The sequence below is a fragment of the Actinomadura sp. 7K507 genome (assembly GCF_004348425.1).
GTDB lineage: Bacteria > Actinomycetota > Actinomycetes > Streptosporangiales > Streptosporangiaceae > Spirillospora.
Genome location: NZ_SMKK01000062.1, coordinates 1 through 14,642 on the forward strand (window position 1 = coordinate 1; position 14,642 = coordinate 14,642).

Genomic DNA, 14,642 nt, shown 5'->3' on the forward strand with positions numbered 1-14,642 from the left:
CCCGATCGTCGAACCCCTCGACCTCATCCGCCACCGGAAGATCATCGAGCATCCAATGTCAACGATGTGCCGGAACCGTCAAAGATCACCCGGATCTGCTACGTCCAACATGTCCTGGAACAAAACACCTACGGGGAGATCTCAAGGCCGCCTACGGGGAGTTCCGAACGGCCATTGACACCAGGACAGCGAGACGGGACATGCGACTCCGATCGGCAGGTGCGCAACACCGCAAGAGTCGTAGACGCTGCACCACCCGTGCCGGAGAACACCCACAGCTCTGCCCCCGATGGACAGCAGCCTGTCACCTGGCAGGAATCCACGAGACGGCCGACACCCCTGGCCGCTCCGCCGCGTGCTCGGCGGCCCGAGCCGCTACCGGTGCCCGATCGGCCGCGGCTGACGCCATAAAGAACGTCCCGGCCTCGAACCGGGCGCCCACCGCCCAGGCCTACCAGAGCACCACCGACTCCGCCCGCCGCGTCGAGACCCCGCTCTGCGACCACTACCGCCGCACCCACCCCCGGAGCACACCTTCCGGGTCATGACGCCGCCGTCACGGGCCATGGGGGACCGGGGCTCCGCCAAGTGATGAGGGCCCGCTGCCTCAGCCGCGAGCCCTCATCCCCCTCCACGCCCCGCCGGGTCAGCAGTACTTCGAGGACCCCTTGCTCGTCCATGAGCACGAGTCAGCCCGCTTCCCGCTCGGGTACAGCAGGAAGGCGGTGTCGCCGCCGTTGTTCCACACGTACGCCTTCCGGCCCCAGTACCGGTGCGTCGCGGTGTTCGAGCCCCGCCCCGTGTGGACGTACACGCTCTTGCGCCCCTTCAACTGAAACCACCCGAACGTGTAGGTGTAGCCCGTACGGTCGCGGAGCCTCACGCCCTTCAGCTGCTTCGTCGTGTTCGTGGTGTTGAACAGCTGCACCCACTCGCCGTTCAGCGATTTGTTCGACCGGTTGTCCGAACCGGGCGAGTCGAAATACACCCGGTAGATCTGCACCGGCGACGCCGCCTCCGCCGGGACCGCCATCACCCCGAGCGCCGTCACCGTGGCCACCGCAGTCGCCGCGGTCGCCGCGGTCGCGAGGATCCTCTTCACCCATTGCCTCCCGTGTTGTTGGGCACCAGTTGTAGCGGCGACCAGCCGGTAACAAAGGGTGATGGCCAACGCGGGACAACCCGTCAACCCGCAAGCATGATCCGACGTCACGGCCTAAATGGACGCCGCCTTAAGACCATCGGATGACGCATGGTCCGTCACCGGCCACTGGCCCACCACACGACAGTGGACGCCCTCACTCTGTCGACATACCAACCGGCCCTCGCAGCATCCCGCTGCCGTTACTCGTTGCCCTCGTCGCTGTCCTCGCCGACCCGCCGGCGCCTCGCATGGTCGAGAAGGAGTGGCTGGTTCCGAACTGCGTCCTGGACCCCGAACCGACATCGAGTACCCGTACCACGAAGTGCTCCCCCAGGAGCTCCAGGACGCGCTCGAAGATTGGGAGACCGACTATCCCGCGTACCAGTACGGGCTGTCGATCGCGTCCGGCTGCAAAATGGGCGGCGGCATGTCCTGGAACGTGACCGATATGGGAGACCCGCCGACGTGCGCACGGTGCCGAGCACCCGCTCACCTGATCCTGCAACTCGACAGTTCCGAATGGGGCGGTGAGTCCGACCACCGCGGCGGCCCGCCCCGCTGGAGGCCCACCGAGGACGCCGACCTCGACATCGGTGCCCCCGGCGATGCCTACTGGGCCGCCAAGGAGCCGACCGGCCTGGAGGTCGGCCGCTACAGCCACGGCGGCTTCTTCGGCTGCTCCGCCGATCACCGGCACCCGGTGACGTTCCACTGCCAATGACTTTCGCAGAAGAACGTCCTGGGACAGGTTCAGCTGCCCAACCCCGAACAATGCGAGCACTCCACGCATCAACCCGGTACAGCAGCGGCAACGACACCTTGGTCGCAACCACGCCACTGATCCCGCAACAAAACCCCAGCTCACAGCATTAAGCCCAGTTCCGAGCGAGACACCGTGGTGTGTCTTCTCCGCACCGATCAGCCGGTGCTTCATCTTGGCCGAACATTCTCCCGCGCGAGGAGAATCGCCGCCTTCTGCGAGATCTCCGCTCTTCACGCAGCTGAGGGACCCGCGGCGCAGTCGGGCCACACATCGTCCTTCTCCGCGCTGCTCGGCCCATCGGTCCTGCGTCCGTCATTGCGGTCGGCCTGGGCCACCCAGTTTCTGGATCGGCTGGGCCGGAGGTCGAACTCCCCCTGCCGGCTCGTTCGGTGTCCGACCGGCCCGCACCAACTCCGCCGGCTCCTATCCTCCCAAGCGATCAGGTGTTTACAAGACCGGGGCGACTCCATCCCGATCGGCGCGACGGGCACTCGTCACCCCTGCTGACACCGGATCGGGCTCTGATTCGGATTAACTTCGCGCCGATGTCAGCTACGGTCGAGATATTCAGAAGAACGGCAGTAGGGGGAACAGGCATGGCTCAGAAGGTAGTCGTTCAGATGACGGACGACATCGACGGCTCGGAGGCGAACGAGACTGTACGGTTCTCCATCGACGGTTCGGCCTATGAAATCGACCTGAACGAAGGCAATGCGGACAAGCTTCGCGTCACTCTGCACGCCTACATGCAGAGCGGTCGACGGCTCAAGGCCACCAGGGGCGGCAAGGCCTCGGCCCGTAGCGCCAATAGCCGTGAGCGCAGCGCCGAGATCCGCGAGTGGGCGAAGGCCAACGGGATCAAGGTCAACGAGCGTGGGCGCATCCCCGCCAACGTCATCGAGCAGTACGAGGCCGCGCACTAGCCGGCCCGCACAGCCTTATAGGCGGCGCCCGGGGGACTCATCAGCTCCGGCTGGTGGGTCCCGCCTTCCGCATTGGGAAGGGACGATCGCCCGTGGCGGCCACCTGGAGTGGTCATCGGAAGGGGTGAAGGGCCCACCCAACCGCAATGGCTACTCGCCTCATCGACCTTGCGCTTGCCACAACCTCAGCCGCGCGGGGTCGAGCAGCACGCCATGCAGGGGGGTGTTCTGAGTACGGCCTCTGATACCGGGGCGCGTGTGGGTCAGTGCCCGGTGCAGTAGACGGGTGGTAGCCAGAGGTATCCGCAGGTGCGGGTTTCCTTGTAGCGGACGCTGATGGGCCGGTAGGCGGCGGCGTTGATGAGGCCGGACGCGGCGGCGTGCTGGAAGAGCTGCTGGGAGACCAGCATGGCGAGGTCGGCGTCGGCGGCCGCGAGGTGCTGTTTGAAGGCGGGGGCCTCCAGTAGCCGGAACAGGTGCGTCAGCGGCTGGCCGAGCACACCGTGCTCGTCGCGCTCGATGTCGCCGGTGTGCACGGCCATTCGGAGCCGGAGCCGACCGAGTTCGTTGGCGAGTCGGTTGGAGCGGCGCAGCAGCGCGGTGAGGTGGTGGGCCAGCGGGTCCAGGGCGGCGGTGGGGCGTACCTCGGCCGGGGTGACGATCAGGGCGCCGTCGCCGCGGTCCTCGCGGTGGCATGCCTCCCAGGGCAGCCTGGACATCTCGAAGGCTTCCTGCAGGTGACGATACAGGTGCGTGCGCAGGAATCTTTGGGCGTCGGCGTCGCGTCGCCGGTCACCGAAGCTGGGGATATCGACGGCGATGAGAGTGGTGTGCATCTTGGGGTTTCTCGCTTGGTTGATGGAATGCGGCGGGAAGGGGCGCCCGGCCGGATTGGCGGTCGAGACGGCGGGGCTCACCGGCGGTCGAGGCGGGCCTGGGGGGGCGAGGCGGAAGTCGAGCATGGAGTCGTCAGCCCAGAAGTCCTCAAGCTGGCGGGCGGTGAGCTGCTCGATCGGCACCGCGGGGAGGGTCTTGCCCGTCTGGATCGACCACATGGTGATCAGCGCCAGCGCGGCCCGTGCGTCATCCAGGCAGGTAGCGCCCGTACCCGGCCCGGCCAAGCTGGCCGGATCCGAGCAGCTGATCAGGCGCTGAAGTGGTGATGCGGCGCACCGCAGCATCGCGTTCCTTTCGTGTAATGGCACCCATGCCGGCCCGGGGCCCGGGGCATCCTGTGTGAGGTGAGATCACACTGACGGCAGCCGGTGAAATGACGCGAGCTAAACGCCGTTTCCCGGATGCTCCTCGGATATACCGACCGGTATCCGAGGAGCATCCGGAATTCACCGCAATCTGAACGTTCGCTGGATATCGGCTGGGTGCGCCGTGTTGCGTTACGGGTCAACCAGGTCGACTGCTTTGTGTCATGTGACCGGCTTTCCGCCAGGAAGCTGCCACTATGTTCGATGACATCGGCGGACGGCAGCTGAGATCGATCGGACCGAGGGCATGACAAAACGTGATCGCGTGGAGCAGTTCACCGCAGTGGTTGCACTCCTGAACCGAGATCACCTTGCGGCCAACAAGCCGACATTTGCTCACATTGCGCGCGTATCAGGCGACCTGGCGTCCGCGAAGCGGATAGTGCACGGCGTTCAGGTCGAGCACCTACCCCGCTCAACGGCCAACGACGTAATGCGAGGTATCCATACCGACAGACTGCGCTGGGAACTGGTGGAGAGCCTCTGGGCAGTGATTCACCACATCGCCGAGCAGCGAGGACTCGACACCCGCGCCATGAGCTCCCGCCAAGAGCTCCATCGCCGCTTCCACCAGCCTGCCCCGTCCAAGGTCGCTGACGAGGTACCTGGGCGGCCCGCAGCAGAGCCCGCGCACACCTCCCCCGCTCGGCCAGAACCCGCACCACCGCCCTTGCGTTCCAAGCCACCAGCGGGTGAAAGGCGGCTGCTCCCGGAGCCGCCTCGCTCGGGGCAAGCAGGCAGCCCGCTCAACGACACATCTGGTTGCGGTATCGGTCTCGTCTCCCCTGGCCCACTCGCCTCCGGACTGGCACCCCTGGCCTTCGGAGCCCCCGTCGATGGTGATGACCCACACGATGCCGCCCGGCGACTTCTGGCCCGCGCTCGGCGACATGACGGCGATGCCTGGTGGCGTGACCACCGCCGAGTGGTGCCCGCGTGGTTCGGTCCCTACCTCACCTTGGAGCCCGAACTCGACCTCATCCGCGTCTATGCACCACGTCGCGTCCCCGGGCTGCTGCAGACCCCCGACTACGCGCGGCACATGATCACCGAGGACCTGCCCGGCATTCCCGCAGACGAACTGGCACAGCGCATCGAACTACGCCAACTCCGCCAGCAAGTCCTGCACCGCCCGGACGCCCCCCGCTACTGGGCCATCATCGACCCCAGGGCCCTAGCCCGGCGCACCGCCCCGCCCACGGTACTGCGCGGACAACTGCGGCACCTGATCGCCATGGCCGCCTACCCGCACATCACCCTGCAGCTCGTCTGCAGCACCGACGCCGAACGCGTCGTTCCCGCCGGGCCGATCACACTGATGCGATTCCCCGAACCCGGCGTGGGCGACATCGTCTACCTCGAACAAAACGATCACGGCATCTATGTGGACGACAGCGAATCCGTCGACTACTTCGCGCTGCGCTACCAGCAACTGGCGCTCAAGGCCATGGAACCCCACGCCAGCGTCAGCCTGCTACTGAAAATGCTTGACCGGCTCCAGCCATAACCACACCGTCCCGTGCACTAGCGCACCAGGTCTGGTCTGATGGAAGGAAAGGGCAAGCAACCACGCGGGGTGGGGTTCACCTGTGGGCAGCGAGAACCGGAAATTTTGGGACGCCCCCGACGATGACCCCGGAGGCAGAATCGACACCAGCATCCCGCACTCGGCGCGGATCTGGAACTACTGGCTCGGCGGCAAAGACAACTTCCCTGCCGACCAGCAGGCCGGCGAGGAATACGCACGTACCTTCCCCGGCATCATCCCGCTGGCCCGCGCCTCCCGCGAATTCATCGGCCGCGCCGTGACCTACCTCGCCGCCCGCAAAGGCATCCGGCAGTTCCTGGACATCGGCACCGGCCTCCCCACCGAGAACAACACCCACCAGGTCGCCCAGCGCGCCGCCCCCGACTCCCGCATCGTCTACGTCGACAACGACCCCCTAGTACTGGTGCACGCGCGTGCCCTGCTGACCAGCAAACCCGAAGGCGCCGCCCACTACCTCGAAGCCGACCTGCACCAGCCCGACCAGATCCTCACCGGGGCCCGGCAACATCTCGACTTCACCCAGCCGATCGCGCTGATGCTGATGGGAATCATCGGCCACGTCCCCCACGACACCACCGCCACCCGGATCATCACCACCCTGATCGCCGCGCTCCCCCCGGGCAGTTACCTGGCCCTCTACGACGGCACCTCCACCGACCAGGCATTCCTGGAAGCCCAGCAAGACTACGACGACACCGGCGCCGACCCCTACCGGCTGCGCAGCCCCGACCAGATCCGCGCCTTCTTCACCGGCCTCCAACTCGTCGACCCCGGCGTCGTCCCCTTGCCGCACTGGCGCCCTGCCCCCTCCCCACTCCCCCCCGGCACCGTTGAGGCCTACTGCGGCGTCGCCCGCAAACCCTGAGGCCCCGTTTCTGAACGACCCCCTGGAGAAGATGAAGTACGGCGGGTTCCCCGACCGCCTTGATGTTCCGGACGACGAAACCTCCTTGGAGGCCGTGCGCTCGACCTGTGCTCTGACGCCGCTGCGCGCGGCGCTGAAGAGCTATCGGTTCCCGTCACTTAATGACCATGGTGACCCAATGCCGACACGGTTCAACCGGCACGTGACCGTCCATGAGGTCTGCCGTGCCCACAGCACCCCCGTGAACGCGGTCGTGGTCGTGATGCTGGCGGCGTCGCTGCTCCGGGAAGCACACGAGGTCGGCTGGTAGAACAGCCTGCACACTGGAGGGGTGAAGACGACGAAGTTCACTCTCGACACGAACTGCGTGATCTACGGAGTGACCGGCACCCACTACAAGGCGGAACTCGACCGTCTCGTGGCTCTCGCGAAGGCCGGCGACATCGAACTGTGGCTCACCGCCGGATTCCAAGACGATCAAGATCGGGCCAGCGCCGCCTACGTGGCGGCCAATCAGGCATGGCTTGAGAAGCGTCCCATCCTCGGCCTGACCACCGGACCGTTCCGGTTCGACTACAGCATGCTCGACGGGAGGGACGGGTTCGTCAGTGACGCCACCGCCGCTGCCGACGAGGCGATCAAGGGAATCGTGTTCCCCAGCCACGCGCAGATGCCGGATGCATCCAACGACAAGCAGGGCACGAGGTGGCGGCAGCGGATGACGGACGTGCAGCATCTGACGAGTCACTTCGCCCACGGTCACGACGTCTTCGTGACGAGCGACCGCGACATCCTTGACCGGAAGGCACGACTGTACGCCGAGGCGGGGATCACAGTGGCGGACCTGCCGAAGCGGTACAGATCGCCGAGAGCAAGGCGTAACTGCACGCCAGGGGGAAGCCATGCAGCTATTTGCTGACGATGAGCTGTCCGAACTGCTCGACCTCGGCGACGCCGCGCGCCTGGCGGGGGTGAGCCGCCGCACCCTCGACCGCTGGATCGCCGCCGGTCGCAACTACCTCGACCGATAACCCGCACTTCTCGTCGGACGACAGACATCGCCAACGACCTTTGGCGAGGCCGGGCCGCCCTCACATGCCGAGATTGTCGGTCATTGACAGAGATGCGGTTGCTGCCCGCTGGGCCGGTGGCGGACTTCGCGATCTTCCGTCGAGTTGCGGCGCACGCCCATCACCGTTCGCCTCGGAACAGCCGACGTGTTCTACGACTCAGCGACGTCGAGCAGGTCTTGGTAGCGCCTTTCTACGTGGGTGCTCTGGGCACATGCCCGCTTGACGTCCTTGTCGGACCCGAGCTCGGTGAGGACCGGTCCGGCGATATCCGGGGCGTCCTTGATGATCGAGGCGACGAGCGGGGCGCCGGAGTTGCTGTAGAACACCTTCCGGTTCACCCCCATACCGCGGCCTCCTGGCTCGCCCACGTAGAGCAGCACCATCCACTTGAGGATCTCGTGGAGTTCATGGTCCGGGATAGCCCATAGCCCACCGAACTCCTGAAGCTGGCGAAGAACGCCCCCGTGGGACGTATAGGAGGTCCAGTGGTGAGCAATGCGGTTTAACTCGTCGAGGAAGGCCGCGAAGAACGCGCGACGCTGCGCCTTACGTAGGTAAGGGAGCACACCGGACGCAGACGCTACCCGGACTTGAAGCTCGGTCAGCGCGGTCCGTCGACCGATCTTGTCCTGGACATGCTTGGCCAGTTCGACCGTGACGGCAGGCCGGGTCACCTCAGCGAGGACGCCCGTCATCGTAAAGGCATTCTGGCGAACCAGGTCCGGCTCGTCATCGCTAGTTGCAGTGAGCCTTTTCCATCTTGATCGTGCTGGTCACGGGCTGGTTGCGGTAGGCGGGTTCGGCCGGTGATGCGGCGAGGCCCCTGGTAGATGCGAAGTCGACCAAAACAACCGCACTGCCAGGAGCCTCTGGTGCTGTTCTACCGCGCTGCGCTGGATCTGTCGTCCTCTACCCGCACCTTCGTGGCCGATCTCATCGCCGGCCACCGCCACCGGATCGGATCGCGGTGGCGAGCGCTGCCGCCGGGCCGCCAAGCGCTGCTGGTGCTGGTGCACCTGCGCTGCAACGAGACCTTCGAACGCCTGGCCGCCGCGTTCGGCGTCGGGGTGGCGACCGCGCACCGCTACGTCACCGAGGTCGTCGCCCTGCTCACCGAACTCGCGCCCGACCTGCGCGAAGCGATGCGGATCGCACAGCGCAAGGCGTTCGTGATCCTGGACGGCACCCTCGCACCGACCGACCGGCTGTCAGGCGCAGGCGACCGGCTGCACTACTCGGGCAAGCACCACCGGCACGGCGTCAACATCCAGTTCCTCACCGACCCGCACGGACGGCTGATCTGGGCCTCACCCGCGCTGCCCGGATCAACGCATGATCTGACCGCCGCCCGCGCCCACGGCATCATCGATGCCCTCACCAGCCGCGCGATCGCCTGCTACGCCGACAAGGCCTATGTCGGAGCCGGCGGCGCGATCGGCACCCCGTACAAACGCAGAAAGCGCCGCAAGCTCGGCAAACGCAAGAAGCTGTTCAACCGGCACCACGCCCGCGTCCGCGCCCTGGGCGAGCAGGGCGCCGCCACCCTCAAACGCTGGCACATCCTGCGGAAGGCCCGCTGCTCACCGTCCCGCCTGACCGCCATCGTCCAAGCCATCCTCACCCTTCACCACCAGGCCGCATGAAGTTGGAGGGTCGGGAGCTGGCGCGGTGGTGTGGTCTGGCGGTAGGGCTCGGGGCCTGTCTTCCGCCGGTTTCCCGGTCGGGTGTGCTTTCCCCGATGACCGTGGCCAGATCTACTCCGTTTCCAGCTCCCGCCCGTCAAACCGTGCATGCGGTTCTCCCGCACACGGCTTACCGACGTCGTTCACCGCCGGCATTCGGTCTTTCCCGCCAAGGCTTTCCGGCCCTGGGTGCGACGACGATTCCATACAAGCTGATCAGGCCGAGATCGATGGGCCGCGCATTGCTCATGACCCACCATCCGAACTTCATGCTGCGCCGGTGTTTCTTACTGACGAACCGCGCCAGCCGCCACTGCGCGAATCTCCTGATCTTGCTGAGACGCTCTGCCGAGTGCCCGTACTTGAAGTACGCCGCCCAGCCGCGAAGAAACCTGTTCAGGTCCTCCGCGATCGTCTCCGGCCGTCGCGGCAGCCTGCTCCGGTCAGTGATCTCCCGGATCCGGTCGCGGGCGTGCCGCATGGCCCTGTCCGCGGGCCAGCGCGCGAGGAACACAACGCCACGTTTTCCGTTGACGCCTCGAGATCTGACGAGCCGGTGATGAAAGCCCAGAAAATCCAGGCCCTCCCCACCGACCTCCAGATGGACGATGCGTGTCTTGGCCGCCTTGGGCTCCAACCCCAGCCCGGCCAGCAGCTCGGTCAACCGGGCAAGAGCCCGTTCGGCCTGACTGCGCGACCAGCACATCGCGATCAGATCGTCCGCGTAACGGACCAGCACCCCATCCGCTTCGTCCCATGCCCGGTCGAGCCGGTGCAGATAGACGTTGCACAGGACGGGGCTGATGACCCCGCCTTGCGGGCTGCCGGTGACGTCGCGTCGCACCTGCCCGTCCTCCATCACCCCAGCGCGCAGGATCTGCCGCAGGAGTTTCAACAGGGACCGGTCACAGACGCGTTCCTCGACCGCTCGCATCAACTCATCGTGCGGGATCGCCGTGAAGCAGTCGGCGATATCCGTCTCGACCACCCATCGGCGCCCCTTCGCCTGCTCGTCGATGAGCACGTGCAGGGCGTCATGGGCTGACCGCCGGGGCCGGAAACCGAACGAGCAGTCGCGCATGTCCGCCTCAAAGACCGGTTCGAACACGATCTTTAGCGCGGCCTGTACGACCCGGTCCCGAACGGCCGGGATCGACAACGGACGCCATTCGTCCCTGACCCCCGGCTTGGGAATCAGAACCCGACGAGCAGGCAACGGACGATAGCGGCCTTCCCGAAGCTCAGCGGCCACTTCCTCCAGGAGCCGGACAACCCCGTACTCCTCGACTTCGGCCAGGGTGGTCCGGTCGATGCCCGGTGCGCCGTTGTTCGCACGCACCCTCACCCACGCGCGTTGCAGGACGTCTCTGCGATAGACCTTGTCCATCAACGCGTGGAACCTGCGTCCGGGATCGGCCTTGGCCGCCCGGTAGAGCACATGCTGCAAGGCTCGGACCGGATCACGCGGCACTGACGGCCGACGCGATCCCGAAGCGGCGGCAATAGCCTGACCGGCACTCACCGGGCCTCCTCCTCAACATCACATGCATCGACGAAGCAGTGGCCCTTCCCTCACCGCCGGTTATGTTGTCCGGTCGGCTCGATCAGTACTACGGCCACCTCCGACGCCCTTCCGGCACGCCACCCACTTCCCGAGGTCATCGGTTATAAGGTGCGACACTCCAGCAACAATTTCCGCAGGTCACTGGGCCGGGGAGGGCCTCCCCAGTTCCCGCCGCCACTATCGGCACGTTCCGCGCCCCATACGCCGGGGAGTTCCTCGCGGCTGCTTCCAGGCTCTTCACCGCTTCCATGGCCTTCACCCCGATTCCGAGAGGCTCGGCACTCCCTTGCCCCACCCTCACGGGCGGGTGAGTAACGACGCCGCAGGCTTCGCTTCACGCTACGGACCGCACCGTCGCTCCCCCATCAGGGCCTTCGACGCTGGGCTTCGACCCCGCCCGTTTCCAGACGAAACCGCCAGCCTGCTACCGGGCCTCCTGGCAGCTACCCGGACCGGACTCACACCGGCAAGCGACGACGAGCTTACGAACCACAAGATCAGCCGCTCACGCGGCATCACCTCCCGTTCTGCTGGGCGCACGGAAAACGTTCACTAGAGCCGCATCACGGATTGTCCAGCATCCTTGCTGCGGGTGCGTACGATACCTCGGCGGTGATCGCGCGCACCATGGTCGCCCCGGCGCTTGGGGCGAGCATGGACCGGCACGTGCCCGCGTTCTCAGAGACCCATTTCTCGTTGGGGCTCTCAGTCTAGATACGGCAGTTGGTCGCTGGCGACCACGAGGCCAGGATGCCGGGCAGTCCCGGACCGACTCGATCACCTGGCGGGCGGTGGTGTCGGTGTGCCGCAGGAACGCTAGGTGGCGGACGGTGCGCGCGGCGACCTGCCCGATCCGCGGCCTGCCCGGCGACGGGCTCTTTGGCCCTTCCCCCTGGCCAGCGTCTCAGCGAGCAGCGGCACGGCCGCCAGGTCCGGCCTCCGCTCGGGACAGCAGGCGAGGTCAGCAGCACCCGTCCGGCCGGCTCGTGCCGCCAGTTCGTTGAGTGCAGCAGGTATGCCGCGGGACAGGCCTAGCAATCCCGTACGACCGCGTCCGGATGCCGTTCGCCGCCCAGTTCGCCCGCCAGCACGCGGAAGGCCAAGCCGCCCGAACGCCCTGTACCAACGGGACCGCGGGCCAGCCGGGCGTCACAAGCAAGCCCGCCTTGGCCGACGCTCAGTCGGCTGAGCTCGGTGCTGATCCGGGGTTAGCGAGAGGGCGGCCTTGTAACTCCGTACCGCTTTTCGATCTCCTGTACGGCACGCTCGCAGGCCAGCCAGCGTCCGCCGGCGGCGCGGACACCAGTCACAGGTGGATCCATGCATCTATCACCCGAATGCATCTCGCCGTGCCAGGTGCAGCGGCTTTCGCGGGCGGCGACGCTGCCGGCATCGAAGTTGGTCGGCTCCGTCCCAAACCATTCGACTTCAGACATGAACTGAGCGTACGCCTCGGGGCCCAGGTGCGTAGTCACGGTGGGGTCCATAGCGGCGATCGTCTTGCTGCGGCTCCAGGTGGCGGTACCAGCAAAGCTTGTGCGCTGTCGGCGACGTGTAAGCGCGCGAGTGTCCGGTCTAGCCAGTACGGCTCTTGATCGCACATCTTGACTAGAAATTCGGTCGGCGTTGGGAGGGATAGGCGGCGGGTGACGATGAACGTGCGACGAACGCGGTCGATCGGCAGACCTCGCTGAAGGGCGTATCCATCGAGGCGTTGAGCCTGGCCGTCCGGGGGAAGCGGCGCAGCGCGCTGATGCGCATAAGAATAGATGATGCCGGCAATGTGCCGGTATCCGTCGAAGATTTCCTTGGTAAGGTTTCGCATCGCGTCGAGCTGTTCCGCAAGCGGACGGCGAAAGAACTCGGTGGTCGGATGCAAGCCCCCGTGGTCTTCGACCCAGATCCAGGCGAGCCCAGCCCCTTGGGTGTTTACGCCCTTCTTGCGGATTACCTCTACCAGCCTGCTTCCCTGGTCTGATTCAATAAACGGCCCAATTAGCTCTGTGCCAGGCGGAACTGGCCCCGGCTTTACGACGAGGAAGCCAGTCTCGCCAGTAGATAGTTCAACTGGACGTCCGGTCTGGGCGCATTGGACTGCGACTTCTTTCGTTTTTTGGACCCAACGCTCCTCCTCAGCCTTGTGAAGGAAGCCGGGGACGTCGCCTTCGAAATAGACCGGCAGACGGCCTTCAAGCGCATGGAGGTAGAACCTGTGACGATTGGTGTACTCGTCTTGCTGGGTGAATTTGCTTTCTGGGCTCAAGGTAACAACCTCGATGAAGAGTTCGGTGCCGGGCACCTTGAGTAGCACGTCACCGGGACCACCAGTCGTGGGAGGTTCCAGAGTGACGTCCGCGCCGAGGGAAGTCCCCATCGCTGCGAGCCTGGTCTGCGTCAGGGTATGGAAGAGCCGGGCGGCCCTCACGTCTTTGCGCGCGTCGTTTCGGACGGACCGGACACCCAGAACCTGACTGCCTTCGAGGAGTTGCAGGGGCGCCCACCAACGAACTGCTTCGATGAAGGCCCCAGGACGCATCCGGTCGGAGGACGCAAGGGTGGGGGCAAACCGCCCAAGCCCAGGGACGAGTTGACGGCCCGTCTGGGGATCCGGATAGGCGGCACGGTGAAGCCATCTTGATCCGAAGAAGGCGGTCAGGTCGGACACCATGCGAGGGATGAGCACCCGGCCCGTGGCCGTTAGATGGTCAGCATGTTCCGGCCGCCCGAGCCAGACGGACCAGTCCAGTTCGCGCTCGCCGTGATCGACGGCCCTCCAAGCAGCAAAATCGAGGTCCCTCATAGGGGAAGTTAAACGTACTGCGATACTTCCGGCGCTTGGATTACCTGGACCCGCCTACGACGTGGCCTCCCTCTCACTCCGTCAACGAACCCAGGCCAGGCGGCCGGGGCGAAGCAGAGCTTGGGCCCTGCGGGGTCCTTGGAGTCGCGGAAGGCCACCAGCCCGGGCGGTCTACTGACGAAACTCTTTGATCAGCGGCAACGTGAGGCCTCCGCTCCGCCGGATTCCACGCTAAGCTAGATCATCTTCCACCTTGGTGGGGCCCGGTGAGTTTCCGTCGTGCGAGCGGTAGAGCGGGCTGGCGGTAGACACCGCCGAGGACGAGCGCGGCATAACCCGGCACGCCGACCCGCCCGGTCCTCCCGCCTAGTGATCCGCTGACGCGGTGTAGGCGGCGGCGAGGTGGTCGTGTAATTCGGCGTGCCGAAGCTGATAGACCGGGCCGACGGTCCTCAGCAGGCCCAAACGGTGCGCGTCATCGAGAAATGTCATCAAGGACCGCGGCAGCCGCCGCTGCCGGGCCAGCCAGAAGCTGGCGACCAGATACGCCAGCCAGGCACGATGCCGCCCGAAAATGAGCCCCAGCACGAGCCCGGACACGAGGCCAGCCCCAAGCCCGGACACAAGGCCAGCCCCAAGCCCGGACACGAGCCCGGACACAAGCCCAGCCCCAAGCCCGGACACGAGCCCGGACACGAGCCCGGCGGCGAGCCCGACCGCAAGCCCGCCTACGAGTCCGACAACGCAGACGCGCAGAAGGTTCAGGGCACGGTCCGCGCGCCAAGTGGCGACAGGCGTGTTCAAACGTCCTGTGACCGCCGGAGTCTCCGCCCACTCGATAAGCCCGAACACGAGCCCGGACACAAGCCCAGCCCCAAGCCCGGACACAAGCCCAGCCCCAAGCCCGGACACGAGCCCAGCCCCAAGCCCGGACGCGAGCCCGACCGCAAGCCCGCCCACGAGCCCGACCGCGAGCCCGACCGCGAGTCGCCGGCCCAGCCGAACCATTCTCTTGAT

General features: G+C 66.2%; 15 protein-coding genes. 8 read left to right on the top strand and 7 right to left on the bottom strand.

Going from position 1 to position 14,642, the window contains the following annotated elements; all coding sequences use genetic code 11:
* Positions 1-646: 646 nt before the first annotated feature.
* On the bottom strand, positions 647-1,102 hold the full coding sequence (locus tag E1285_RS16150) for a lamin tail domain-containing protein (protein ID WP_243722812.1): 456 nt from the start codon (positions 1,100-1,102) through the stop codon (positions 647-649).
* Between the two features lie 304 nt (positions 1,103-1,406).
* Between E1285_RS16150 and E1285_RS16155 the strand changes: the two genes are divergently transcribed.
* Both E1285_RS16155 and E1285_RS16160 read left to right on the top strand, forming a co-directional pair.
* Entirely contained in the window at positions 1,407-1,865 is a 459-nt protein-coding gene (locus E1285_RS16155) for a hypothetical protein (RefSeq protein ID WP_132152795.1), read from the top strand.
* Positions 1,866-2,503: 638 nt separating this feature from the next.
* Positions 2,504-2,830, top strand: coding sequence for an Lsr2 family protein (locus E1285_RS16160; RefSeq protein WP_132152797.1), 327 nt, complete (start codon positions 2,504-2,506; stop codon positions 2,828-2,830).
* A 263-nt stretch (positions 2,831-3,093) separates the two neighbouring features.
* Here E1285_RS16160 and E1285_RS16165 read toward each other — a convergent pair whose 3' ends face one another.
* Positions 3,094-3,951, bottom strand: a complete 858-nt coding sequence (locus tag E1285_RS16165; RefSeq protein WP_132152799.1) for a hypothetical protein — start codon at positions 3,949-3,951, stop codon at positions 3,094-3,096.
* Positions 3,952-5,020: 1,069 nt separating this feature from the next.
* On the opposite strand from E1285_RS16165, the gene E1285_RS16170 reads away from it, so the two are divergent.
* The 5 genes from E1285_RS16170 (at position 5,021) to E1285_RS48190 (ending at position 7,537) form a co-directional block, all read left to right on the top strand.
* Positions 5,021-5,599, top strand: coding sequence for a DUF5753 domain-containing protein (locus E1285_RS16170; RefSeq protein WP_132152801.1), 579 nt, complete (start codon positions 5,021-5,023; stop codon positions 5,597-5,599).
* 82 nt (positions 5,600-5,681) lie between these two features.
* Complete coding sequence (locus tag E1285_RS16175) at positions 5,682-6,506, top strand: SAM-dependent methyltransferase (RefSeq protein ID WP_132152803.1); 825 nt, start codon at positions 5,682-5,684, stop codon at positions 6,504-6,506.
* A gap of 178 nt (positions 6,507-6,684) precedes the next feature.
* The gene (locus E1285_RS48185; protein ID WP_279510069.1) at positions 6,685-6,816 is read left to right on the top strand and encodes a hypothetical protein; all 132 of its coding nucleotides are present in this window, start codon (positions 6,685-6,687) and stop codon (positions 6,814-6,816) included.
* Between the two features lie 21 nt (positions 6,817-6,837).
* Complete coding sequence (locus E1285_RS16180; protein WP_132152805.1) at positions 6,838-7,425, top strand: hypothetical protein; 588 nt, start codon at positions 6,838-6,840, stop codon at positions 7,423-7,425.
* The gene (locus tag E1285_RS48190) at positions 7,409-7,537 is read left to right on the top strand and encodes a hypothetical protein (RefSeq protein ID WP_279510070.1); all 129 of its coding nucleotides are present in this window, start codon (positions 7,409-7,411) and stop codon (positions 7,535-7,537) included. Before E1285_RS16180 ends, E1285_RS48190 begins: the two co-directional genes overlap by 17 nt.
* Positions 7,538-7,728: 191 nt before the next feature.
* Here the strand turns inward: E1285_RS48190 and E1285_RS16185 are convergent, their stop codons facing one another.
* Positions 7,729-8,274: a hypothetical protein gene (locus tag E1285_RS16185; RefSeq protein ID WP_132152807.1), complete on the bottom strand. Its 546-nt coding sequence runs from the start codon at positions 8,272-8,274 to the stop codon at positions 7,729-7,731.
* 177 nt (positions 8,275-8,451) lie between these two features.
* Between E1285_RS16185 and E1285_RS16190 the strand changes: the two genes are divergently transcribed.
* Positions 8,452-9,222, top strand: a complete 771-nt coding sequence (locus E1285_RS16190) for a transposase family protein (protein WP_132152809.1) — start codon at positions 8,452-8,454, stop codon at positions 9,220-9,222.
* A 169-nt stretch (positions 9,223-9,391) separates the two neighbouring features.
* Here E1285_RS16190 and ltrA read toward each other — a convergent pair whose 3' ends face one another.
* From ltrA to E1285_RS45610, 4 genes are all read right to left on the bottom strand, one after another.
* Positions 9,392-10,783 (bottom strand): group II intron reverse transcriptase/maturase, encoded by a 1,392-nt coding sequence (gene ltrA, locus E1285_RS16195; RefSeq protein ID WP_132152811.1) that lies wholly within the window; start codon positions 10,781-10,783, stop codon positions 9,392-9,394.
* A 1,513-nt stretch (positions 10,784-12,296) separates the two neighbouring features.
* The gene (locus E1285_RS16200; protein ID WP_132152813.1) at positions 12,297-13,625 is read right to left on the bottom strand and encodes a hypothetical protein; all 1,329 of its coding nucleotides are present in this window, start codon (positions 13,623-13,625) and stop codon (positions 12,297-12,299) included.
* A gap of 8 nt (positions 13,626-13,633) precedes the next feature.
* Positions 13,634-13,783 carry a DUF397 domain-containing protein gene (locus E1285_RS16205; RefSeq protein WP_243722813.1) on the bottom strand — a complete coding sequence of 50 codons (150 nt, stop codon included), beginning with the start codon at positions 13,781-13,783 and terminating at the stop codon, positions 13,634-13,636.
* Positions 13,784-13,991: 208 nt separating this feature from the next.
* A complete protein-coding gene (locus E1285_RS45610) occupies positions 13,992-14,225 on the bottom strand; it encodes a hypothetical protein (protein WP_165966637.1) in 234 nt (77 codons plus the stop codon).
* Positions 14,226-14,642 lie beyond the last annotated feature (417 nt).